At 37.1% G+C, this 20876-nt stretch carries 17 protein-coding genes; 16 read left to right on the top strand and 1 reads right to left on the bottom strand.

Annotated elements, in window-relative coordinates:
* The first annotated feature begins 35 nt into the window (after positions 1 to 35).
* The 5 genes from acsn021_RS14745 to leuS all read left to right on the top strand — a co-directional run bounded on the left by acsn021_RS14745 (position 36) and on the right by leuS (position 7685).
* Positions 36 to 1451, top strand: a complete 1416-nt coding sequence (locus tag acsn021_RS14745; RefSeq protein ID WP_184094274.1) for a rhamnulokinase — start codon at positions 36 to 38, stop codon at positions 1449 to 1451.
* A 45-nt stretch (positions 1452 to 1496) separates the two neighbouring features.
* Positions 1497 to 1946, top strand: coding sequence for an RbsD/FucU family protein (locus acsn021_RS14740; protein ID WP_184094215.1), 450 nt, complete (start codon positions 1497 to 1499; stop codon positions 1944 to 1946).
* Positions 1947 to 2328: 382 nt separating this feature from the next.
* Positions 2329 to 3690 (top strand): Trk system potassium transporter TrkA, encoded by a 1362-nt coding sequence (gene trkA, locus acsn021_RS14735; RefSeq protein ID WP_184094213.1) that lies wholly within the window; start codon positions 2329 to 2331, stop codon positions 3688 to 3690.
* Between the two features lie 13 nt (positions 3691 to 3703).
* The gene (locus tag acsn021_RS14730; RefSeq protein WP_184094211.1) at positions 3704 to 5146 is read left to right on the top strand and encodes a TrkH family potassium uptake protein; all 1443 of its coding nucleotides are present in this window, start codon (positions 3704 to 3706) and stop codon (positions 5144 to 5146) included.
* A gap of 127 nt (positions 5147 to 5273) precedes the next feature.
* Positions 5274 to 7685: a leucine--tRNA ligase gene (gene leuS / locus acsn021_RS14725; RefSeq protein WP_184094209.1), complete on the top strand. Its 2412-nt coding sequence runs from the start codon at positions 5274 to 5276 to the stop codon at positions 7683 to 7685.
* 185 nt (positions 7686 to 7870) lie between these two features.
* Here the strand turns inward: leuS and acsn021_RS14720 are convergent, their stop codons facing one another.
* Positions 7871 to 8350 (bottom strand): flavodoxin family protein, encoded by a 480-nt coding sequence (locus acsn021_RS14720; protein ID WP_184094207.1) that lies wholly within the window; start codon positions 8348 to 8350, stop codon positions 7871 to 7873.
* Positions 8351 to 8602: 252 nt separating this feature from the next.
* Here acsn021_RS14720 and hemA point away from each other — a divergent pair, with 252 nt between their 5' ends.
* The 11 genes from hemA to acsn021_RS14665 all read left to right on the top strand — a co-directional run bounded on the left by hemA (position 8603) and on the right by acsn021_RS14665 (position 20448).
* Positions 8603 to 9751 carry a glutamyl-tRNA reductase gene (gene hemA / locus acsn021_RS14715; protein WP_184094205.1) on the top strand — a complete coding sequence of 383 codons (1149 nt, stop codon included), beginning with the start codon at positions 8603 to 8605 and terminating at the stop codon, positions 9749 to 9751.
* Positions 9752 to 9773: 22 nt separating this feature from the next.
* The gene (locus tag acsn021_RS14710) at positions 9774 to 10421 is read left to right on the top strand and encodes a precorrin-2 dehydrogenase/sirohydrochlorin ferrochelatase family protein (RefSeq protein WP_184094203.1); all 648 of its coding nucleotides are present in this window, start codon (positions 9774 to 9776) and stop codon (positions 10419 to 10421) included.
* Between the two features lie 56 nt (positions 10422 to 10477).
* Positions 10478 to 11356, top strand: coding sequence for a hydroxymethylbilane synthase (gene hemC, locus acsn021_RS14705; protein WP_184094201.1), 879 nt, complete (start codon positions 10478 to 10480; stop codon positions 11354 to 11356).
* Between the two features lie 104 nt (positions 11357 to 11460).
* Positions 11461 to 12978 carry a uroporphyrinogen-III C-methyltransferase gene (gene cobA / locus acsn021_RS14700; protein WP_184094199.1) on the top strand — a complete coding sequence of 506 codons (1518 nt, stop codon included), beginning with the start codon at positions 11461 to 11463 and terminating at the stop codon, positions 12976 to 12978.
* A gap of 136 nt (positions 12979 to 13114) precedes the next feature.
* Positions 13115 to 14092 carry a porphobilinogen synthase gene (gene hemB, locus acsn021_RS14695; RefSeq protein ID WP_184094197.1) on the top strand — a complete coding sequence of 326 codons (978 nt, stop codon included), beginning with the start codon at positions 13115 to 13117 and terminating at the stop codon, positions 14090 to 14092.
* Entirely contained in the window at positions 14082 to 15359 is a 1278-nt protein-coding gene (gene hemL / locus acsn021_RS14690; RefSeq protein ID WP_184094195.1) for a glutamate-1-semialdehyde 2,1-aminomutase, read from the top strand. Before hemB ends, hemL begins: the two co-directional genes overlap by 11 nt.
* A gap of 230 nt (positions 15360 to 15589) precedes the next feature.
* Positions 15590 to 16660, top strand: a complete 1071-nt coding sequence (locus tag acsn021_RS14685; protein WP_243167934.1) for an HD domain-containing protein — start codon at positions 15590 to 15592, stop codon at positions 16658 to 16660.
* A gap of 28 nt (positions 16661 to 16688) precedes the next feature.
* Complete coding sequence (locus tag acsn021_RS14680; RefSeq protein WP_184094193.1) at positions 16689 to 17276, top strand: hypothetical protein; 588 nt, start codon at positions 16689 to 16691, stop codon at positions 17274 to 17276.
* 79 nt (positions 17277 to 17355) lie between these two features.
* Positions 17356 to 17940 carry a DUF3267 domain-containing protein gene (locus acsn021_RS14675; protein WP_184094191.1) on the top strand — a complete coding sequence of 195 codons (585 nt, stop codon included), beginning with the start codon at positions 17356 to 17358 and terminating at the stop codon, positions 17938 to 17940.
* A 100-nt stretch (positions 17941 to 18040) separates the two neighbouring features.
* Positions 18041 to 18802 (top strand): flagellin, encoded by a 762-nt coding sequence (locus acsn021_RS14670; RefSeq protein ID WP_184094189.1) that lies wholly within the window; start codon positions 18041 to 18043, stop codon positions 18800 to 18802.
* Between the two features lie 257 nt (positions 18803 to 19059).
* Complete coding sequence (locus acsn021_RS14665) at positions 19060 to 20448, top strand: RNA polymerase sigma factor (protein WP_184094187.1); 1389 nt, start codon at positions 19060 to 19062, stop codon at positions 20446 to 20448.
* The last annotated feature ends 428 nt before the right edge of the window (positions 20449 to 20876 follow it).

Raw genomic sequence — 20876 nt, 5'->3', positions numbered from 1 at the left:
TGGCGTTTGATATAGGTGCTTCCAGCGGCAGAGTAATGCTTGGCACTTTTGACGGAGACACCATAAAAATTGAAGAAATACATAGGTTTTTAAATGACCCTGTAGTAATAAATAAAACCATGTATTGGGATATCCTAAGATTGTTTTATGAGCTAAAACAGGGGCTTATAAAAGCCGGATTAAAGCATAAGATAGACAGTATTGCAGTGGATACCTGGGGCGTTGATTTTGGTTTACTGGACAAAGCAGGATATTTATTAGAAAATCCGGTTCACTACAGGGACAAAAGGACCGAGGGGATGTTAGAGAAAGCTTTAGAAGACATCTCTAGAGAAGAATTATACGAGAGTACCGGTAATCAATTTATGGAGATTAATACAGTTTTTCAGGTACTTTCACTGACAAAATTCAGAAAAGAGCTATTAGACCGGGCAGACACTCTGCTTCTAATACCTGATTTAATGAATTACTTCTTTACCGGGGTTAAAGTTACAGAATATTCCATTGCATCAACCACCCAGCTGCTAAATGCAAAGGAAAGAACATGGGATGTTAAACTTATGAAGGCACTAGGTATTCCAGATAAGCTGTTTACAACCATTGTCCCAAGTGCCACTTGGATTGGAAAGTTATCTCCGGATATCTGCAAGGAACTAAAAGTAGAAGAATGTGAAGTAATTGCTGTAGCAGGTCATGATACCCAGTGTGCTCTGGCAGCAGTTCCGGCAAAAGAAGAAGATTTTATATTTCTTAGCTGCGGAACCTGGTCATTGATGGGCACGGAATTAGAAAAACCGCTTATTAATGAAAAATCCAACCGCTATAATATAACCAATGAAGGCGGTTATGGAGGAAGAGCCTCTTTTTTAAAGAATATAACCGGCTTGTGGATGATACAGGAAAGCAGGAGATGGTGGATAAAAGAAGGCCGGGAGTACAGCTTTGGAGAGCTTGAGAAGATGGCGAAAGAATCCCAGCCCTTTCTATGCTTTGTAGACCCTGACAGCGAGGAGTTTTCACAGACAGGTAATATGCCGGATAAGATAAGGGAATATTGCAGACGTACCGGTCAGGAAGTACCGGAAGGAATCGGAGCGATTGTTCGTTGTATCAATGAAAGTTTAGCTCTAAAGTACAGGCTTGTGCTGGATGAAATTAAGGAATGTACTAAACAGGACTATAAAGCACTATACATGGTAGGAGGCGGCATACAAAGTAAGCTTTTGTGCCAGTTCACTTCCGATGCCTGTAATCTAAAAGTTATTGCAGGACCCGTAGAAGCCACCGTATACGGTAATGTAGTTTTGCAGCTTATAGCAGCAGGAGCTGTAAAAGATTTAAAGGAAGCAAGGGAAATTATACGAAAGTCTGAAGAACCGGCTGCGTATGAACCAGCAGGGGAAAAGGAATGGGAATTAGCCTTAGTCCGGTTTAAAGAGCTTCTAAGCTAAAGTATTTATTTTATAATTTGAATTTTGAATGAATGGAGACCAACTATGTTAAAAGGAATACCTTCCATACTGTCCCCAGAATTATTAAAGGTTCTTTGTGAAATGGGACACAGTGACCGGTTAGTTATATCTGATGGTAATTTTCCGGCGGAGTCGATGGGGAAAGATAGTATTGTAATTCGTCTTGATGGTCATGGAGTACCGGAAGTATTAGAGGCCGTCTTAAAGGTTTTTCCATTGGATGAATATATAGATGAACCTGTTAGTTTGATGGAGGTTGTACCCGGTGATCCGGTAGAAACCCCTATTTGGGATACCTATGAGAAGATTGTTTTAAAGTATGATAAAAGGGGAAAGGAAGCCATCGGGCATATAGAACGCTTTTCCTTTTATGACCAGGCAAAAACAGCTTATACTATTATAGCGACAGGAGAAAGAGCATTGTATGCAAATATAATGCTGCAAAAGGGTGTTGTTCAGCCGGAAGAGCAATAATGTATAGTTATGGATAAAGTCAAAAAGTCCCAGAGAAAAAAACTCTGGGACTTTTTGGCTAGAAATGAGTAAAAACCGAGTTTTCATATTGAAATCAAGTTTTAAGTATGCTAGTATTTTATCCATTGATTCAGAAGAAAAAATTAAAATGAAGCAATGAAAAGTGAGTTTGGAGAGCGGTGTATTTTACCCTATTTTGGTGCACGATTTTTTATGGAAAGAAGTGATAGTTCCAATTCTTGTATAATAGAAAGAAGTGGTTGAGAAGTAGAAGAAAAGGTGATATATTAGGTACGTATTAAAGTAAAATAAATATGATAAAGAAAGGATGCCACATAAGCTTATGTGGTATGGCACATTACGTGCTGTATGTGGAACAAAAATGGACATAATAATTGTCGGAGACGGCAAGGTAGGCTATGCTTTAGCTGAGCAGCTTACAAAAGAGAGTCACAACATTACAATTATTGACAAAAATGAGACAGCCTTAAGAAAAGCAGATAATACCTTGGATGTTATGTGTGTAAAAGGTAATGGAGCAAGAGCAAGTGTATTATTAGAGGCAGGTGTGGAAGAGGCAGATTTAGTTATTGCCGTTACTTCAAGAGATGAAATGAATATGTTAACCTGTCTGACAGCAAAAAAACTATCGGGTAATGTAAGGACAATTGCCAGAATCCGTGACCCAGAATATTATGAAGAATATATATCCTTGCAGGAACAAATGGGAATTGACATGGTTATTAACCCTGAATTTACAGCAGCTCAGGAAATAGCGAATATATTACAATTTCCCTCAGCTATGAATATAGAGTTGTTTTTTGGTGGTAAGGAAAGGCTTATAGATTTTAGAGTACAGGAAGGGGATTTATTAGTCGGCAACAAGCTGTCTAAAATTAGTGGGAAATTACCGCAGAATATATTGTTTGTAGCAGTTGAAAGAGATGGGGAAGCCTTTATTCCCAATGGTGATTTTGAATTTCAAGTGTATGACAGAGTGTATGTAATGGGGCAGATTACAGGCATTACGAACCTATTTAAAATATTGGGTAGATATATACAAAAGATTAATACTGTTATGATGGTCGGAGGCGGAAGAACCAGTTACTATCTCTCCAAAATAATTTCAAAGTTAGGCATGGTAATTAAAATTATTGAGATTAATTCTGAAAAGTGTCTGGAACTTTCGGAGTTAATTGAAGAAGCCACTATAATTGAAGGTGATGGTACGGATCAGGAGGTTTTAGATTCAGAGAATATTGAAGAAGTGGATGCATTTATTGCCATGACAGGAAGGGATGAAGAGAATTTATTCACTGCAATGTATGGCATCGAAAAAGGTGTGGATAAAGTTATTACGATAGCTACAAGAATTCGAATACCTGAGATTATGAATAAACTTGGACTTGACAGTATAATTGACCCTAAAATGATTACAACAAGCTATATAATTGGCTATGTAAGAGGTATGCAAAACTCCAGAGGAAGTATCGTAGACGCGTTGTATAAAATTGTGGATGGTAAGGCAGAAGTTATTAGCTTTATAGCCACTGGGTCTTCCAGATTGCTGAATATTCCAATAAAAAACCTTCCGTTAAAAAAGGAAATTATTATAGCATGTATACAACATAGAAGTACGGTTACCATACCTCATGGTAATGAGAAGATAGCAGTAGGTGATAAGGTATTGATTGTAACTAAGAATAGTCATGTAATAAAAGATTTAAATGACATATTAGAGTAAGGCAGGGCAGGAAATGAATTATAGGTTAGTTTTAAATATATTAGGTAAAGTTATGCTCCTGGAAGCAGCTTTAATGATTCCTTCTCTAATTGTTTCAATTATATATGGCGATGGAGATAGCTTAGCATTTTTGATTACCATATTAATAGTATCCTTACTAGGAATAGCGGTTACCTTTATTAAGCCTCCTAAAACAAAAATGTTTGCAAGAGACGGATTTATGATAGTTACTTTAGCATGGATAATACTTGCAGTGTTTGGTGGTCTTCCCTTTTACATATCCGGTGCCATCCCGTCCTTTATAGATTGTATCTTTGAGACTATGTCTGGATTTACAACTACGGGTTCTAGCATACTTGCGGATGTGGAAGCTTTACCAAGAGGCTTGTTATTTTGGAGAAGCTTCACCCACTGGTTTGGAGGTATGGGGGTATTAGTTTTCTTCCTTACACTCATTCCTTCCATGGGTGGAAGAACACAGCACTTATTAAGGGCAGAGTCACCTGGACCATCACCTGGTAAATTGGTACCTAAAATAAAAGAAACCTCCATGATATTGTATGGAATTTATTTTGTATTAACTGTAGTGTGTACTATTTGTCTGCTGTTTGCAGGAATGCCTTTATTTGATTCGGTAGTACATGCGCTGGGTACGGCAGGAACAGGTGGTTTTAGTATTAAAAATAGCAGCATTTCGTATTATAACAGCCCCTTAATTGACATTATAATTTCGGTGTTTATGGTTATATTTGGTGTTAATTTTACTGTATATTTCTATATTCTAAAGCGCAATTTAATGGAGGTTAAGAAAAACAGTGAAGTGAAACTATTTCTTCTTGTTATTGGGTTATCTACTTTGCTAATAACCGTCAACATTACAAGAATTTACGGTTCTGTTTGGGAAGCATTTTATCAAGCATTTTTCCAAGTGACGTCATTGATATCAACAACAGGCTATGCCACTGCAGACTATAATTTGTGGCCTTCCTTTAGCAAAATGATATTAATTGGATTAATGTTTGTTGGTAGTTGTGCCGGCTCTACTTCCGGAGGATTAAAACAAATCCGTCTGTTTGTCATGTTGAAATCGGTTAAGCGGACTATAAAAAAAATGGTTCATCCAAGGTCGGTTATACCTATCAGGGCAGATGGAAAACTGATAGACGAGGAACAGGTATCAGGTATAGCTATTTTTTGTGGAGCTTATTTCTTAATTATGATTGTAGCAACGGTTTTGATATCTTTAGACAATCATGACTTTGAGACAAACTTTAGTGCAGTATTGACAGCTATCAGCAATGTAGGCCCGGGGTTTGGAAAGGTAGGACCAACGGGAAATTTTGGATTTTATTCGGACTTTAGTAAATTAATTCTTTCTTTATGTATGTTGGTTGGCAGATTGGAGATTTTTCCGGTATTGATGATGTTTCAGTTAAATGCATGGAAGAAAGCTTAAATTCTTCAGAGGAAATTCCTGAACGGAATCGATAAAACTGTTAAGAAATTCTGTTTAAGTGTTGTGAAAACCTTGGAATATGTGTATAATTAAGAAAAATCTAGTAATATAATAGGAGGTCATCTTTGTGACAGAGGAATATTCACCGAAGAAAATAGAAAAAAAGTGGCAGGATATATGGGACAATGAAGAAGCCTTTAAAACAGGAATTGATAAAACAAAACCAAAGTTTTATGCGCTGGTAGAATTCCCTTATCCGTCAGGACAAGGTCTGCATGTAGGACATCCAAGACCATATACAGCACTTGACATCATTGCAAGAAAAAGAAGGCTGGAAGGTTATAATGTATTGTACCCGATGGGTTGGGATGCATTTGGTCTGCCAACTGAAAACTATGCAATTAAAAATAAAATTCATCCACAGATTGTTACTGAAAATAATATAAAGAATTTTAAGAACCAGTTAAAATCCCTTGGTTATTCCTTTGACTGGAATCGGGAAATTAACACCACTGACCCTAATTACTATAAATGGACTCAATGGATTTTCTTAAAGTTATTCGAAAAAGGATTAGCTTATAAAGCGGAAATGCCTATTAACTGGTGTACTTCCTGTCAGGTAGGTCTTGCCAATGAAGAGGTAGTAAACGGTGTATGTGAACGTTGCGGAAGTGAAGTAGTTCATAGAGTAAAGAGTCAATGGATGCTTAAGATAACAGAATATGCGGATCGTTTAATCGATGACCTTGATTTAGTAGACTTTCTTGACAAAATCAAAACCCAGCAGAAGAACTGGATTGGTCGTTCCGAAGGTGCGGAGATTGATTTTAAATTATCCGGAAAAGACGAAATCCTTAAAGTATTCACTACAAGACCGGATACTTTGTTTGGTGCAACCTACATGGTTATTTCACCGGAGCATAAGTTAATCGATAAATACCGAGAAGAAATTGAGAACTGGGATGCTGTCATGGAATATAGAGAAATGGCAGCCAAAAAATCTGATTTTGAACGAATGGAATTGGCAAAAGATAAAACAGGTGTTGTTCTTAAAGGTCTAAATGCCATTAATCCTGCTACTGGTAAAGAAATTCCTATCTGGATATCCGATTACGTACTGATGTCTTATGGAACTGGTGCTATCATGGCAGTTCCTGCCCATGATACAAGAGACTGGGAATTTGCTAAAAAATTCAATCTTCCAATCATACCGGTTATTGAGGGCGGTAATGTAGAAGAAGAAGCTTTTACAGATTACAATAGTACATTAATCAATTCGGATTTCTTAAACGGTTTAAAGGTAACAGAAGCAAAAGCAAAGATGACAGCCTGGGTAGAAGAAAAAGGAATTGGTAAGAAGACAAAGAACTTCAAATTAAGAGACTGGGTATTTTCTCGTCAAAGATACTGGGGTGAGCCAATTCCCCTGGTTCATTGTGAAGAATGTGGATATGTTCCTGTACCGGAAAATGAACTGCCTTTATTATTACCTGAAACAGACAGCTACATGCCATCCGATAATGGAGATTCTCCGCTTGCCAAGATGACAGACTGGGTAGAAACCACTTGTCCGAAGTGCGGCGGACATGCACACAGAGAGACAGACACCATGCCTCAATGGGCGGGTTCCTCCTGGTATTTCCTGCGCTATGCAGATCCCGATAATAATCAGGAATTTGCTTCTAAGGAAGCACTCAATTATTGGCTGCCGGTTGATTGGTACAACGGTGGTATGGAGCATACAACCCTACATTTACTTTACTCCCGCTTTTGGCATAAGTTCTTATTTGATTTAGGTCTTGTAAATGAACCGGAACCATACCAGAAGAGAACCTCCCACGGTATGATTCTTGGTGAAAACAATGAAAAGATGTCTAAATCCAGAGGAAATGTTGTTAATCCAGATGATATAGTACGTGAATTTGGTGCGGATACCTTACGTACCTACGAAATGTTTATTGGTGCCTTTGAATTAAGTGCGGCCTGGTCAAATGACGGTGTTAAGGGCTGCCGCCGTTTCTTAGACAGGGTATGGAAGTTACAGGATTTCTTGACAGAGGACGAAGGCTATTCCAAAGAATTGGAAATCAAAATGCACCAGACCATTAAAAAGGTAACTACGGATTATGAAGGACTTAAGTTTAATACGGCAATTGCAGCTATGATGGCTTTAATTAATGATTTTTATAAAGCTAGCCGTATTACCAGAGGAGAATTTAAAACACTTCTCATACTGTTAAACCCGGCAGCACCTCATATGACAGAGGAACTTTTTGAAACACTTAAGTTTGGTGGAAGATTATACCAAACAACCTGGCCGAAATGGGAAGAAGCTAAGACGATAGAAGCACAGGTTGAAATTGCCATTCAGGTAAATGGTAAGTTAAAGGCTACACTTGCTATTAGCAGAGAAGAGACACAAGAAGCAGTAAAAGCGCAGGTTATGGAATTAGAAGCTGTGCAGACTGTTATAAGCGGTAAAACAATCGTCAAGGAAATCTATGTTAAAGAAAAGATTTATAATATTGTTGTAAAATAAGTCTTAAAGAAATCCCAAGGTGTGTGAGACACATACTTCAAATTTAAAATAGACTATAAAAACTTTAAAAACTCCACAGACCGTAAACCTGTGGAGTTTTTTATCATAATTTATGTATGCTTTCATTCAAAATAAATAAATATCAGGCTAGGCTGTATTCTCTTATACACCTTTTCTAAGCTGACTTAGGTTACCTCATGGAGCCAACGTTTTACCTGTGTTTTAACCTTTTCCCGATCTTCCTTTAAAGGATCAACTAAATCTATAGTACCGAGTAAAGTATTGTCCTTTAGCTCAACACTTAATTTATTAAAACATTTTTCAGCACCGCCTCCGGCATGGCAAGCAAAAAATCCTAATTTTTTACCGGAGATTGTAACATTGGATAAAAAAGTAGAAATCGGTGGAGCATAGCTGCTTGCCCAAATGGGTGTACCGATAAAAATAGTATCATATTCTTCAAAATTAGTTATTATATTCACTAATTTTGGTTTCTCTTTAAATAGAACACTTTTTCCACCCCAAATAAATTTCTTAAAACCATCTTTGGGAACTTCTTTTTGTGGCTTTAATTCCAAAATGTCAGAATCCAATTCTTCAGCGATAAGATCTGCAATAAACTTGGTATCTCCTTCTAAAGAATAATAAACAACTAAAGTTTTCATAGGTTACTCCTTTCGTACTGAAATTACATTTAGATAATTACTATCTTAGTACTTTGTGCCCATGCTTTGGTTTTCTACCTGTTATCTTATTTCATTCTAAAAAATTTGTCAAGCAAATGTTAAAAAGTGGGAAAATGACAGATTTTTTGTATCATGTGCAGAAGACCATTGTTTGTGTTATAATGTATGATATAATAAATGAGAGTAAAAGTCCATATGGACTATTTGTAAGAATTTTAGGAGAGGCTGTTCATGAACATTTATAATATATGCATAAGTCATAAAACCTCACCGGTAAAGGTACGGGAGCTGCTTGCTTTTACGAAGGAAGAAAAGGTGAACTTTCTAAAGGCAGCCTTAGAACAAAATGGGATACAAGAGTGTGTCCTCATTACCACATGCAACAGGACGGAGGTATATATAGCAGGAGAAGAAGAGGCTGTGGAGCAGATTATGGTATTAATTGCTAGCCTTAAAAACTTAAGTTATTCTGAAATATTAAAGTATTTCTTAAGATATGAAGGGGAAAAGGCAGTAAAGCACTTATTCCAAGTTGCTACAGGCTTAGATTCTATGGTTATTGGAGAAGATGAAATACTTGGACAAGTTAAAGCGGATTATCAGTTGGCCTTTGATACCAATACCACCGATTATATGTTAAATATTTTGTTCCGTCATGCCATTACCTGTGCAAAGAAAGTAAAAACGGATACGAAGCTGTCTAAAACGTCTGTGTCCATTGGTACACTGACTGCAAATGAAGTATTTCACTTTGAAGGTGAGAAGGATAGTAAGAAAGTGCTTATTATTGGCCTTGCCGGCAAATTTGGAACGATTGTAATGAAAAATCTTTATCATAATAAAAAGATAGAGATAACAGGTACCATCAGATCCCACAATTTGCCGGAGGAAGTACGCATAGTCTGTCCCGATGTGCGAATGGTGGATTATAAAGAGCGATATAAGGAGATAAATGAAGCAGATATAATAATCAGTGCAACCTCAAGTCCCCATTATACTATAACCTACCATGAACTAAAACAAGCACTTACCAGACAGAAGCAAAGGTTATTTATTGACCTTGCAGTCCCGATGGACATTGATAAGAAAGTATTACAACTAAAAGGACACACTTTAATTGATATTGATTATTTTAAGCAGCTTGCAGAAACCAATAACCATATTAAGTTAAAAGAAGCGGAAGCTGCAAAACTAATCATAGAAAAACAGATAGAAGAGTTTTACAAAGAAATAAATTTCAGAGATTTTCTCCCCTATATGGGCAATATAAAAGAGCTAGTGGAAAAACAATCTTTCGAGGGAGTATTATACCGTATACGAAATATAGTTACCAATAAGGAATTGGAAGTTATTTTGAATAGTTTTAAGAAACTGTTGTAGAGATAGGAGACAAGAAAATACTATGGCATATTTTCCTATGTTTGTGGATTTAAAAGATAAATTATGTATTATAGTTGGTGGCGGAGCGGTGGCTTATCGAAAGATAAAGGCACTGTTGGAATTTGAAGCAAGAATTTTGGTAATAGCCCCTAATTGTATTGATAAAGTATATGGATTGAAAGATTCGCTATCCCAGGAGCAGTTAATTATCGCTTTAAGAAATTTTGATTCTGGTGATGTATGTAAGGCAGATCTTGTGATTGCCGCTACCGATGATATTACACTGAATAAGAGTATAGCAAAAGAATGCAGACATAAGAACATACCTGTTAATGTGGTAGATGTTCAGGAGGAATGTAGTTTTATCTTTCCAGCTTATATAAAAAGAGGTGCAGTGACTATAGGAGTTACTAGTTCCGGTAAAAGTCCCGTAATATCCCAAAGATTAAAGAAGAGCATTGCGGAGCAACTGCCGGAGTATCTGGAAGATTTGGCGGATATTCTGGGCGAAGCCAGAGATTTGGTGAAAAAATCTTTTGATACGGAAGCAGAAAGAAAGAAGGTTTACATTGCTTTAATCGAGGCAGTAGAAAATCAAAACGGTAAACTATCACCGAAGCAGATAAAGGATGTAATACAGCGTGAGATGAAAAAAAATCAAGACAAATAAAACCAATTTCTGCATCTTGATTTTAATGTGTGCTATAGCACACAGATTGGAGTTTAATGAAGAATATTATTAGAATAGGTACAAGAAAGAGCCGTCTGGCGCTTGCCCAGACAGAGATAGTTGCCAATGCTCTAAAACTAAATCATCCAAATTTAGACGTTCAATTAATACCCATGAGTACCATTGGTGACCAGATACTGGATAAGCCCTTAGAAAGTTTTGGAGGTAAAGGTGCATTTGTTTCAGAATTTGAGGAAGCCATGTTGTCCGGTAAGATTGATGTTGCAGTACATAGTGCAAAGGATATGCCGATTTTATTGCCGGCAGGACTTTCTATTCTTGGCGTGTCAAAAAGAGAAGATGTCCGAGATGTAATTATAACTAGAAAAGGGTCAAAGTCCCAGCTTACAGAGAGCACAATCGTTGGAACCAGCAGTCTTCGCAGACAGCTTCAAATAAAGGAACAGTACGGTGTAGAAGTAAAGAACTTAAGAGGAAATGTTAATACCAGGCTTGCGAAACTACAGGCAGGTGAATATGATGCAATAATTCTGGCAGCAGCCGGCTTAAAACGCTTAGATATCATGGGAGCAGATGAGTATCAGTTTAACTATTTGGAACCGGATGTTTTCATACCCGCAGCCGGGCAGGGGATAATAGCTGTAGAGGGCAGAGATGAACCGAAATTAAGAGAACTTTTTAGTAAATGGAATCATACGGAATCCGGTTATTCTCTTGAGACGGAAAGAGAAGTATTAAAACTTGTGAATGCAGGCTGCAATGAACCTATTGGTGCGTATACAACCATAAAAGAGGATACGATTAACCTTTCTATCCTGTACTGGGATAATAAAATTCTCCGTGTACAAGGAACGGCAAAATTACAAGATAGGTTAGAGCTTGCAAAGGAACTGGTTAACAGATTAAAAGCATAGATGAAGATGCCGCAGGAAATGAACTGGCATATCGAAGTAAAGGTTGAATAAGATATTCAACCCCTATATTATACGCAGCAAAAGGTTGCAGTTAGGAGCTAAAAATGAATCAGAAGGGTATGGTCTATCTGGTCGGAGCAGGGCCGGGAGATGCAGAACTTTTAACTTTAAAAGGAGAGCGTCTGTTAAAATGTTGTGAAGTAGTAATTTATGATAGGCTTGCCTCAGATAACCTATTGCAGTTGGTTCCATATGATTGCGAGAAAATCAATGTTGGAAAAGTAGTGGGCAGTCATAGCTGGAGACAGGAGGATATCAACCGGGTTATTGTAAAAAAAGGCTTAGAGGGTAAGCGGGTGGTACGCTTAAAGGGAGGAGACCCTTTTGTTTTTGGAAGAGGCGGAGAGGAAATACTGGCCTTACAGGAAGCAGGTATAGCCTTTGAAGTGGTGCCTGGTATAACATCATCAGTAGCTGCTGGGGCTATGGCTGGTATTCCGGTAACACACAGGGGGATTAGCAGAAGCTTTCATGTTATAACCGGGCATACAAAAGAAGGCATCCTTACCGATAATTTTGAGACTTTGGCAAAGCTTGAGGGGACTTTAGTATTTTTAATGGGAATGGGACATATTGAGCAGATAACAGGCGAGTTGTTAAAATGTGGAAAATCGGCGGATACACCGGCAGCAGTCGTATCAAATGGTACTACCTTCAAACAAAGAGAAGTAAGAGGTACATTAAAAAATATAGCAGAACTTGTGAAGCAGGAAGATATAAAAGCACCTGCGGTAATTATAGTTGGCGGAGTAGCAGAGCTTAACATGAAGGGAACCACTGTGGGTGGTTTATCTGGTGTACGTATCGGAGTGACTGGAACAGATAAGTTTACAAAAAAGCTCAGTGGCTGTCTTAAGGATGAAGGTGCTTTCATTGACAATTTATCTTGCCTAAGAATAGAAGATTACAGTGGAAGTTCAGAGGCAATAGAAGCGATTAGACAGCTTGCGGCCTATAACTGGCTGGTCTTTACCAGTACAAATGGTGTGGAGTTGTTTTTTAAAGCAGTAAAAGAACAGAAGGTAGATTACAGAATCTTTGCTCATATCCGCTTTGCCGTAGTTGGAAAAGGAACCGGGGAGGCACTTTTAAAAGAGGGATTTCAGACTGATTATACACCGGATAGTTATACGACCAGAGATTTGGCTAAAGGACTGGTAGCGTTACTAAGGCAAGGAGATAAAGTTCTTTTGCCGAGAGCAGCAAAAGGTTCTGCCGAGCTTACAGAAATCCTTCATAACAAAGGCATCGCATATACTGATTTAACCCTGTATGATGTAGCACCGGATATAAATATTTTAGAGAATATATATGAGAACCTGTCAGAGTATGATTACCTGACTTTTGCCAGTGCCTCGGGAGTTGAGGTGTTTTTTCAAAACCTTAAGGAAGCGGATAAAGAAAAACTTAAACGGATTACGCTGGTGTGTATCGGTGATATAACAGGAAGGAAGCTGAAAGAGTATGGGGTATCTCAGTTTTTAACGGCAGAAAAGTACACTGCTGCCGGATTGGTTGAATGTGTAATAAAAGACAGAGAAGAAAGACAGGTGCTACCGTAAAGAAGAATTGAGATATAGCAATTGGAGATGGTTTTGCGATTGTAAAATAGTATTGAAACGAAAATACTATTTTTTCAAGATTTTTTTAAAAAAGTATGCAAGAGCAGATAATACATGGCACTAGATAGGAGTTAATATGATTCGAAGAAGAAGACTGAGAGTAAATGAAACCATTCGTTCACTTGTTAGGGAAACAAGTTTAGCTATATCGGACTTCATTTATCCTATATTTATAATAGAAGGTGAAAATATAAAGAATCCCATAGATTCTATGCCTGGAATCAACCAGTATTCCGTGGACAGACTAGGAGAGGAATTGCAGCGGGTAAAGAGAAGCGGAGTAAAAAATATTTTATTGTTTGGTATTCCCATTCATAAAGATGAAGTGGGCAGCGAAGCTTACAATCCCGATGGAGTAACCCAGAAGGCAATCCGATATATAAAAAGCAGTTACCCGGAATTTACAGTGACAGCAGATATTTGTCTATGTGAATATACCAGTCATGGACATTGTGGCATGATTGAAGATGGAGAGGTTCTAAATGATGAAACGCTTCCGTTGCTGGCAAAAGCAGCGGTATCCTGCGCAAAAGCAGGAGCTGATATTATTGCACCTTCTGATATGATGGATGGTCATATCAAGGCAATTCGGGAAGCTTTGGATGAAAATCATTATATCAATACACCAATTATGGCATATAGTGCGAAATATGCCTCCGCTTATTATGCTCCATTTCGTGATGCGGCTCATTCTGCCCCAAGTTTTGGTGACAGGAAAACTTACCAGATGGATTATGGTAATGTGAAAGAAGCAGTGCGTGAGGTACTTGATGATATTGAAGAAGGAGCAGATATTGTTATGGTTAAACCTGCACTTGCCTATTTAGATGTAATTAAAACAGTGAGCTTAAAAACAGATTATCCTATTGCAGCTTATAATGTCAGCGGTGAATATTCCATGGTAAAAGCGGCAGCAGCCAATGGCTGGATTGATGAAAAGAAGGTAGTAATGGAGAATTTGACAGCCATGAAAAGAGCAGGAGCAGGAATTATAATAACATATCATGCTCTGGATGCGGCAAAGTGGATAAAGGGGGATTCCTATGAAGGATAATCAGTCAGCAGTATTGTATGAACAGGCGTGTAAGGTTATGCCTGGTGGGGTGAACAGTCCGGTAAGAGCATTTGGATCAGTAGGAAGAACGCCCTTATTCATAAGCCGTGCAAAGGGAAGTAAAATATACGATGAAGATAATAATGAATTTGTTGATTATGTATGCTCCTGGGGACCGGCTATATTAGGACATGCCAGAGAAGAAGTAATTGATGTCGTAACAAAAGCTGCAAGAGATGGATTAACTTACGGTGCACCTACCAAACGAGAGGTGCAGCTGGCAGAATTAATTGCTGAAATTATGCCTTCAATGGAAATGCTCAGACTGGTAAGTTCTGGTACAGAAGCGGTTATGAGTGCTATTCGAGCAGCCAGAGGATATACAGGAAAAGATATGATTATTAAATTTAGAGGCTGTTATCATGGACACTCCGACGGGTTACTAGTAAAAGCTGGTTCGGCTGCATTAACGCAGTCTCAGCCGGACAGTGCCGGAGTTCCGAAGGCGTATTCAGAAAACACCTTAATTGCAGAATTTAATCATAAGGAATCTGTAGAGGAATTATTTGAAAAATACAAGGGAAAGATTGCAGGTATTGTTGTGGAACCGGTAGCAGCTAATATGGGTGTAGTTTTACCACAAGAAAATTTCCTGCATTTTTTAAGAGAGATAACATTAGAAAATGATGCACTTTTAATTTTCGATGAAGTAATTACAGGGTTTCGACTAAGTATTGGCGGAGCGCAGGCATATTATGGTATAAAGCCTGACCTGACAACACTTGGCAAGATAGTGGGCGGTGGAATGCCAATTGGTGCCTATGGCGGAAGAAAAGATATTATGGAGATGATTTCACCATTAGGCCCCGTATATCAAGCGGGAACCTTATCCGGTAATCCGGTAGCAACAGCAGCAGGACTAAAGACTCTAGAAATCTTAAAAGCAAATCCCCAGTACTATTCTGAAATGAAAGAAAAAGCGGAATATTTGGCTAATACATTCAGAGAATACGGAACACATTCAGGTGAGGCAGTACATGTAAACCAGGTAGGTTCTTTGCTAAGTGCCTTTTTTACGGAAAAACAAGTAACAGATTTTGAATCTGCGAATTCTTCTGATACTAAAAAATATGCTGTATATTTTAATCGGTTATTGGAACAGGGAATTTATGTAGCACCTTCTCAGTACGAGGCAATGTTCGTTTCTGCTGCCCATTCCTGGGAAGAGGTAAAACGTACCGCTGAAATTATAAAGGGTAAGCTATAGTTAATTTATTAAGATAAGAAAAGAGGGGATAAGGTATAAACGGGTTTAAGTTACCGAGAAACAAACAAGAAATTGAAGAGTCTTACGGCAGCATACTAGCTCCTTTTGCAGTAAAATTCCCCTGTGAGAGCAGCAGGGAGTATGAAGAGCTTGAACGGGAGATTGAGAATAGAGGGTCTTTTCAAAGAGACAGAGATAGAATTATCCATTCCAAAGCATTTCGAAGACTTATGTATAAAACCCAGGTATTCGTAAATCATGAAGGGGATCATTTTAGAACAAGGTTGACCCATACACTTGAGGTGGCGCAGCTGGCAAGAGGAATCTGTAAATCCTTAGCACTAAATGAAGATTTGGCAGAGGCCATTGCCTATGGTCATGACTTGGGGCATACACCTTTTGGACATGCCGTTGAAAGGTATCTGGATACAGTCATGCAGAAGGAAAATATTCTCATAAATGGGAAACCCGCAAGGTTTTACCATAATGAGCAAAGTGTTAGGGTAGTTGACTTATTGGAAAGCAGAAATACAGAATATAAAGGGTTGAATCTCACCTATGAGGTAAGAGAAGGAATTCTAAAACACAATAAGGATAGCAGTGGAATCTATAATAAGCTTAAACCCAATAAACCCTGCTCATCTCTTGAAGGCCAAATCGTTGGTTTGGTTGATACGGTAGCATATCTTTGTCATGACTTACAGGATGGTATTCAATCAGGACTTATTGAAGATGCTGAGCACACCAATAGAGATTTTAGAGAAGGAATGAAAGAAGTTAAGGACATTATTGCCAACATACTGAAAGTTAATACGAATAAGATTGATTTTACCAGATATAGTGACACTTATTTTATTGATGATTTAATTCATTCCCTTATTATGAACATCACTGTAAAAAGTGTTGAGAATCTTATAAGGAACGGTATTAAAACACAAGAGGACATTAAAGCGGCTGCTGACCGAGGGGAAACTATCATAGCTTTTCATGACTTTGAAAGTAAGGCTTTTGATAGACTAAGAAAATTAATTTATAACAATGTATATGGACTTCACACAATTGAAACCATGGACAGAAAGGCAGAGTCTGTTGTGAAAGAGCTATTTGAACGTTTCAGAGATAACGAGAAACTTCTTCCACCAGATATTCTAGATAAATATCTGCATTTGAATTTAGTGCCAGGATATGATGGATTACCCCTTAGCAAGGAACAAGTCATCATTGACTACATATCCTGTATGACGGATCGATTTGCCTTAGAAGAGTATGAACGGCTTCGAAATCCGCATATAAAAATATAAGCAGATGCGTCATGCAACGGGAGCTATTATGAATAAATTACAGGGATTTTATGCATTAAAGGAATCTGATTTGCCTACAGTACGCTGGTTTCCATATGAAAAAGGTATGAAGTTAGACAAAGGAATACTTTGGACGGTACGAAGTGCTGTGACAAAAGGAAGTGATTTGCATTTACCAAGAAAAGTTGGCGTTACGGCAGATGAAGCGGCAAACTTTGCTGAGGAACTTATTGAAAAACTTGACCGTGAAGATTTGGTATTATGTTATCCTTATTTTATTGCCAGGAAAAGCGGTGTACTAGATATAAGAGGAAATCGAATAGTAATAGAAGCCGTTAAAGATGATTTGTGGAATCTGGTAACCTATAATAAAAGGAATGTGACAGTTTTATTTGAAGAAGGGGATATCCGTTTTGATGGTGATGAGAAGTTCTTAACGCAAGAGGAGCTATTAGAATTAATTGATTATTGTGTGAATATAAAAAAGAAATGGAGCAACCTTTTATTAAACGGAAAATCGCTGTTACTGGAATGGAGCTTTGGTATGGATTCTGATTTAGAGCATAACGGCATCGGAGAGCCGTATCTCCTATTTTATGAGCTGCGGACAGTATAGAGTAATATAGTTACCGGAACAGGGTGTAGGTTATTTGGGCTGATTAGCAACAGTAATATACTAAGTGAGAGGTAGGTATATGATAGTTAGTGAACATGTTTTAAGTAGTAATTACGTAAAGGAAGAAAGAATTATATCTGTCGCAAAAGCCAATATTTTGGCAATCCTTTACACCTTTCCATTCATAATGTTATTTAGTTTTTTATACTTACGGCGGTTTAGTCTGTATGATATCCTGTTACAACTAGGTTCAGGGGAAGGCATGTTTTATACACTTTTATTACTGTTCTTCATAATTTTATTGACAGTAGTTCATGAATTGGTACATGGAGTAACTTGGCAAATGTATTGTGAAAATAAGTGGAAAAGTATCAAGTTTGGAATAATGAAAGAATTTTTAACACCTTATTGCCATTGTAAAGAAACTTTATATATACGGCAATATGTTATCGGCGCAATCATGCCCCTTATTATCACCGGTATTATTCCCATGGTTGCAGCTATGATTCTTCAAAATAATTATATGTTTTTGCTTAGCCAGCTTATGATACTGGCAGCAGGTGGAGATATTGCCATAGTAATCCTTTTATTACGGGAAGATAAAGAAACGCTGGCAGTCGATCATCCAACCAAATGTGGGTGTATTGTATACCGTAAAAAGTGATGATTGTAAGAAAAGGACACATTATAGATTCTCCTTGAATATTATGGAAGAAAATGCTATAATGAAGTAACAAAAGTATTGTTTTGAAAGGAGGATTTCTATGCAAGTAGCAGGTGTTAATTCGATTACAGAGATTTATAAGCAACTATCAACTTTACGCAAAGTAAATTCAGCCGCTGACAACCCCGCAGGAATTGCTATTTCACAAAAATTAATTTCTAGTAGTAATGGATATGATGTGGGAAACAACAATGCAGGCACATCAAAAGATTTACTTTCTACAGCAGAGGGTGGATTAAGTAAGATTCAGGACAGTCTGCAAAGAATGAGAGAGTTAAGTGTTCAAGCTTCTAATGGTATTTATAATCTGGACGATAAGCAGGCAATTCAGGATGAAATTGATGCATTGAAATCAACCATTCAAGATGCGGCAAAGGGGACGGAATTTAATACAATAAAACTATTAGATGGAAGCAAGGCGGATTTAAATCTTGCATTAAACCCCAGTGGAAGCGGCATGACAATACAGTTAGAGAATACGACATTAGAGACCTTGGGTATTGCAGATTTTGATGTAACAGGTGATTTTGATATTACAGCGATTGACAATGCCTTACGTAAGGTGAGTGAAAGTCGTTCTAGTATTGGCAGTACACAAAATGTCTTGGAACATAAAACAAATTACAATTCCTTAGCCAGCATAAACTTGCAGCAAGCAAATGGAAGAATCATTGATTTAGATGCAGGCAGGGCAGTTTCAGATAAACAGAAAGAGGAACTGTTAAATGAATATAAATTATTTAATATGAAAGAAAGTATTCGGAATAGTAATACAACAGTAAATCGGTTATTAGGGTTTTAGAGTTTGCAGTGTAAAAAAATATCGAACAATCCAAAAAATAAAGGATAGTGGTTCACTATCCTTTATTTTTTTTACTTGATTGGAGGGTACCTTTCTAAATTTAGTTGGAATATTTATTTCTTTCTGGATTTTAAGTTAATAATTAGATTTGTGTCAACTTGTGGAGGCTTTGGTATATTATTATAATAGATGATAATTTCATTCGTATTAAATACTAATCACCATAGTACGTTTGATAAAGATAGGGGGCAAAATATATGGGGACACGAATCAATGCTCCAGATGAGAAATTTATAGAGTTTTATGACCAGTATTTTGAGCTAGTATATCGGATTTGCTTCTTATATATGAATAATAATTTAGATGCACAGATTATGGTACAAAGCGTCTTTACAAAATATCAAAAGAGTAAAATAGTATTTTTAAATGGAGAACATGCTAAGGTTTGGGTTATAACTACAGTAGTTGGTTTATGCGATGAAGTTTTAAAACCGTGGAGATATTCGGTGTTTCCGTATGCTGTCTATAATGATTATAATACACCGGAGGATTTGTTGGCAGGCATGAAGAATGTACTTTCACAGAAGAATGTTAGGTTGAAAAACTATGTTAAAGAAACTCCATATACTAACAATAATAATATAGTTTCAGATGATAAGAATCATAATGAGAGCAATTCTGAAACGAACCACAATGATGACGATTTAATAGAAAGAAATCTGGAAAGTGATTTTAAGCAATTCATTTTATCCCGTCTCTTGGGGTTGCCCAAGAAATATATTGCCATAGCATATATGTACTATCAGGAACGTTATACCGTGGAGGACATAGGAAGGTACTTAAAACGTAGTGAGAGGTGTGTCGCATATATATTAAAACGATGCAGTATAGCTTTGCAGTCTGGCTGCAAGGAGTCAGAAAAGTTAGAAATTATTTTAGTACAAAAAGTAATTGAAGAGATAAAACCAGACATAGAGTTGAAGGAAAAGCTATTAGACAACATTTCAAAGGGTACTAATCTTTTAGAAAAACAGAATTTTTACCAGCTTTATAAGTACTATATTTATTGTAGAATTATTGTAGCAGTCTCAATCTGCCTCATTATACTTATTGGTTCTTTTGTTATGAGACAGGAGAAAGACCGGTTTTATATTAACGGAACAAACGTGGAGATTACAGAGGCTACGTGGGTTGAAGACAGGGGGCCTTCCTTTTCTTTTACAGTGGAGGGGAATAGTATTGATTTGGCCGTTTTTGCAAGTGAAAATCATTACTTAAAAAATGTAAACGATGTAATAGGAATTAGTGAGCTTTATAGGTGGCCGTCAATATCTTCATATATAAATAGCACAATGAAAGCAACAGCCTATCTTATGGTAGAGCAGAAAGAAAACAAGAATATAACAATAGCATGGACACCCAAAAGTCTAAATGACAGTAGGAATAAAGGAAGCAGGGATTTAAACTATTCTCAGTTTCAGGAGGAAACAGATGTTATCCTTTACCAAATTCAGAAAGATGACCAAAGTATAAATCAGGGTGGAATTGAAATAAAACGACTTTCTGATGGTCAAGTGTCTGCCAGATTGATTAGCATACCCAATAGTGAATTAAAGTATAGGTTGAAGAAAGTCAAGGAAAAATAATTTTTTAAAATTTCAAATTTTGTAATTTAACGAGTAATAAACGCAAACATCTCTTTTGCGCTATTTGTAGCCAGTCTCATAGAGTGTATAGTATTAATCAATACATCCATGAGTTGAATTTCCTTATCTGACAACTCACAATCACTGGAAAGTAGATTTCGGTGCGAAGTTTAAAAAATTAAGTTCCAGAATAAAATTGTATGTAATGAAGTGACGGATTCCATTTTAAAAAATAGCCTATTTGTAATGGTTACAATTATATTAATTCAGGATTAAGAAAAATGATATATAGTCAGAGTTTTTATATGTAAAGTGAGGTTAGTCTAAAGTAGAGAAGAAAATTATCCGTTTTGATTAATGTGATTGAGTTATTGACGAATAAGTAAAAATATGGTAATATGTAAAAAAAGTAAAAAGTACGTATTAGA

Source organism: Anaerocolumna cellulosilytica, assembly GCF_014218335.1.
Lineage (GTDB): Bacteria > Bacillota > Clostridia > Lachnospirales > Lachnospiraceae > Anaerocolumna > Anaerocolumna cellulosilytica.
The sequence above is the reverse complement of the archived record's forward strand: the minus strand, read 5'-3'. Positions and strand labels throughout refer to the sequence as shown.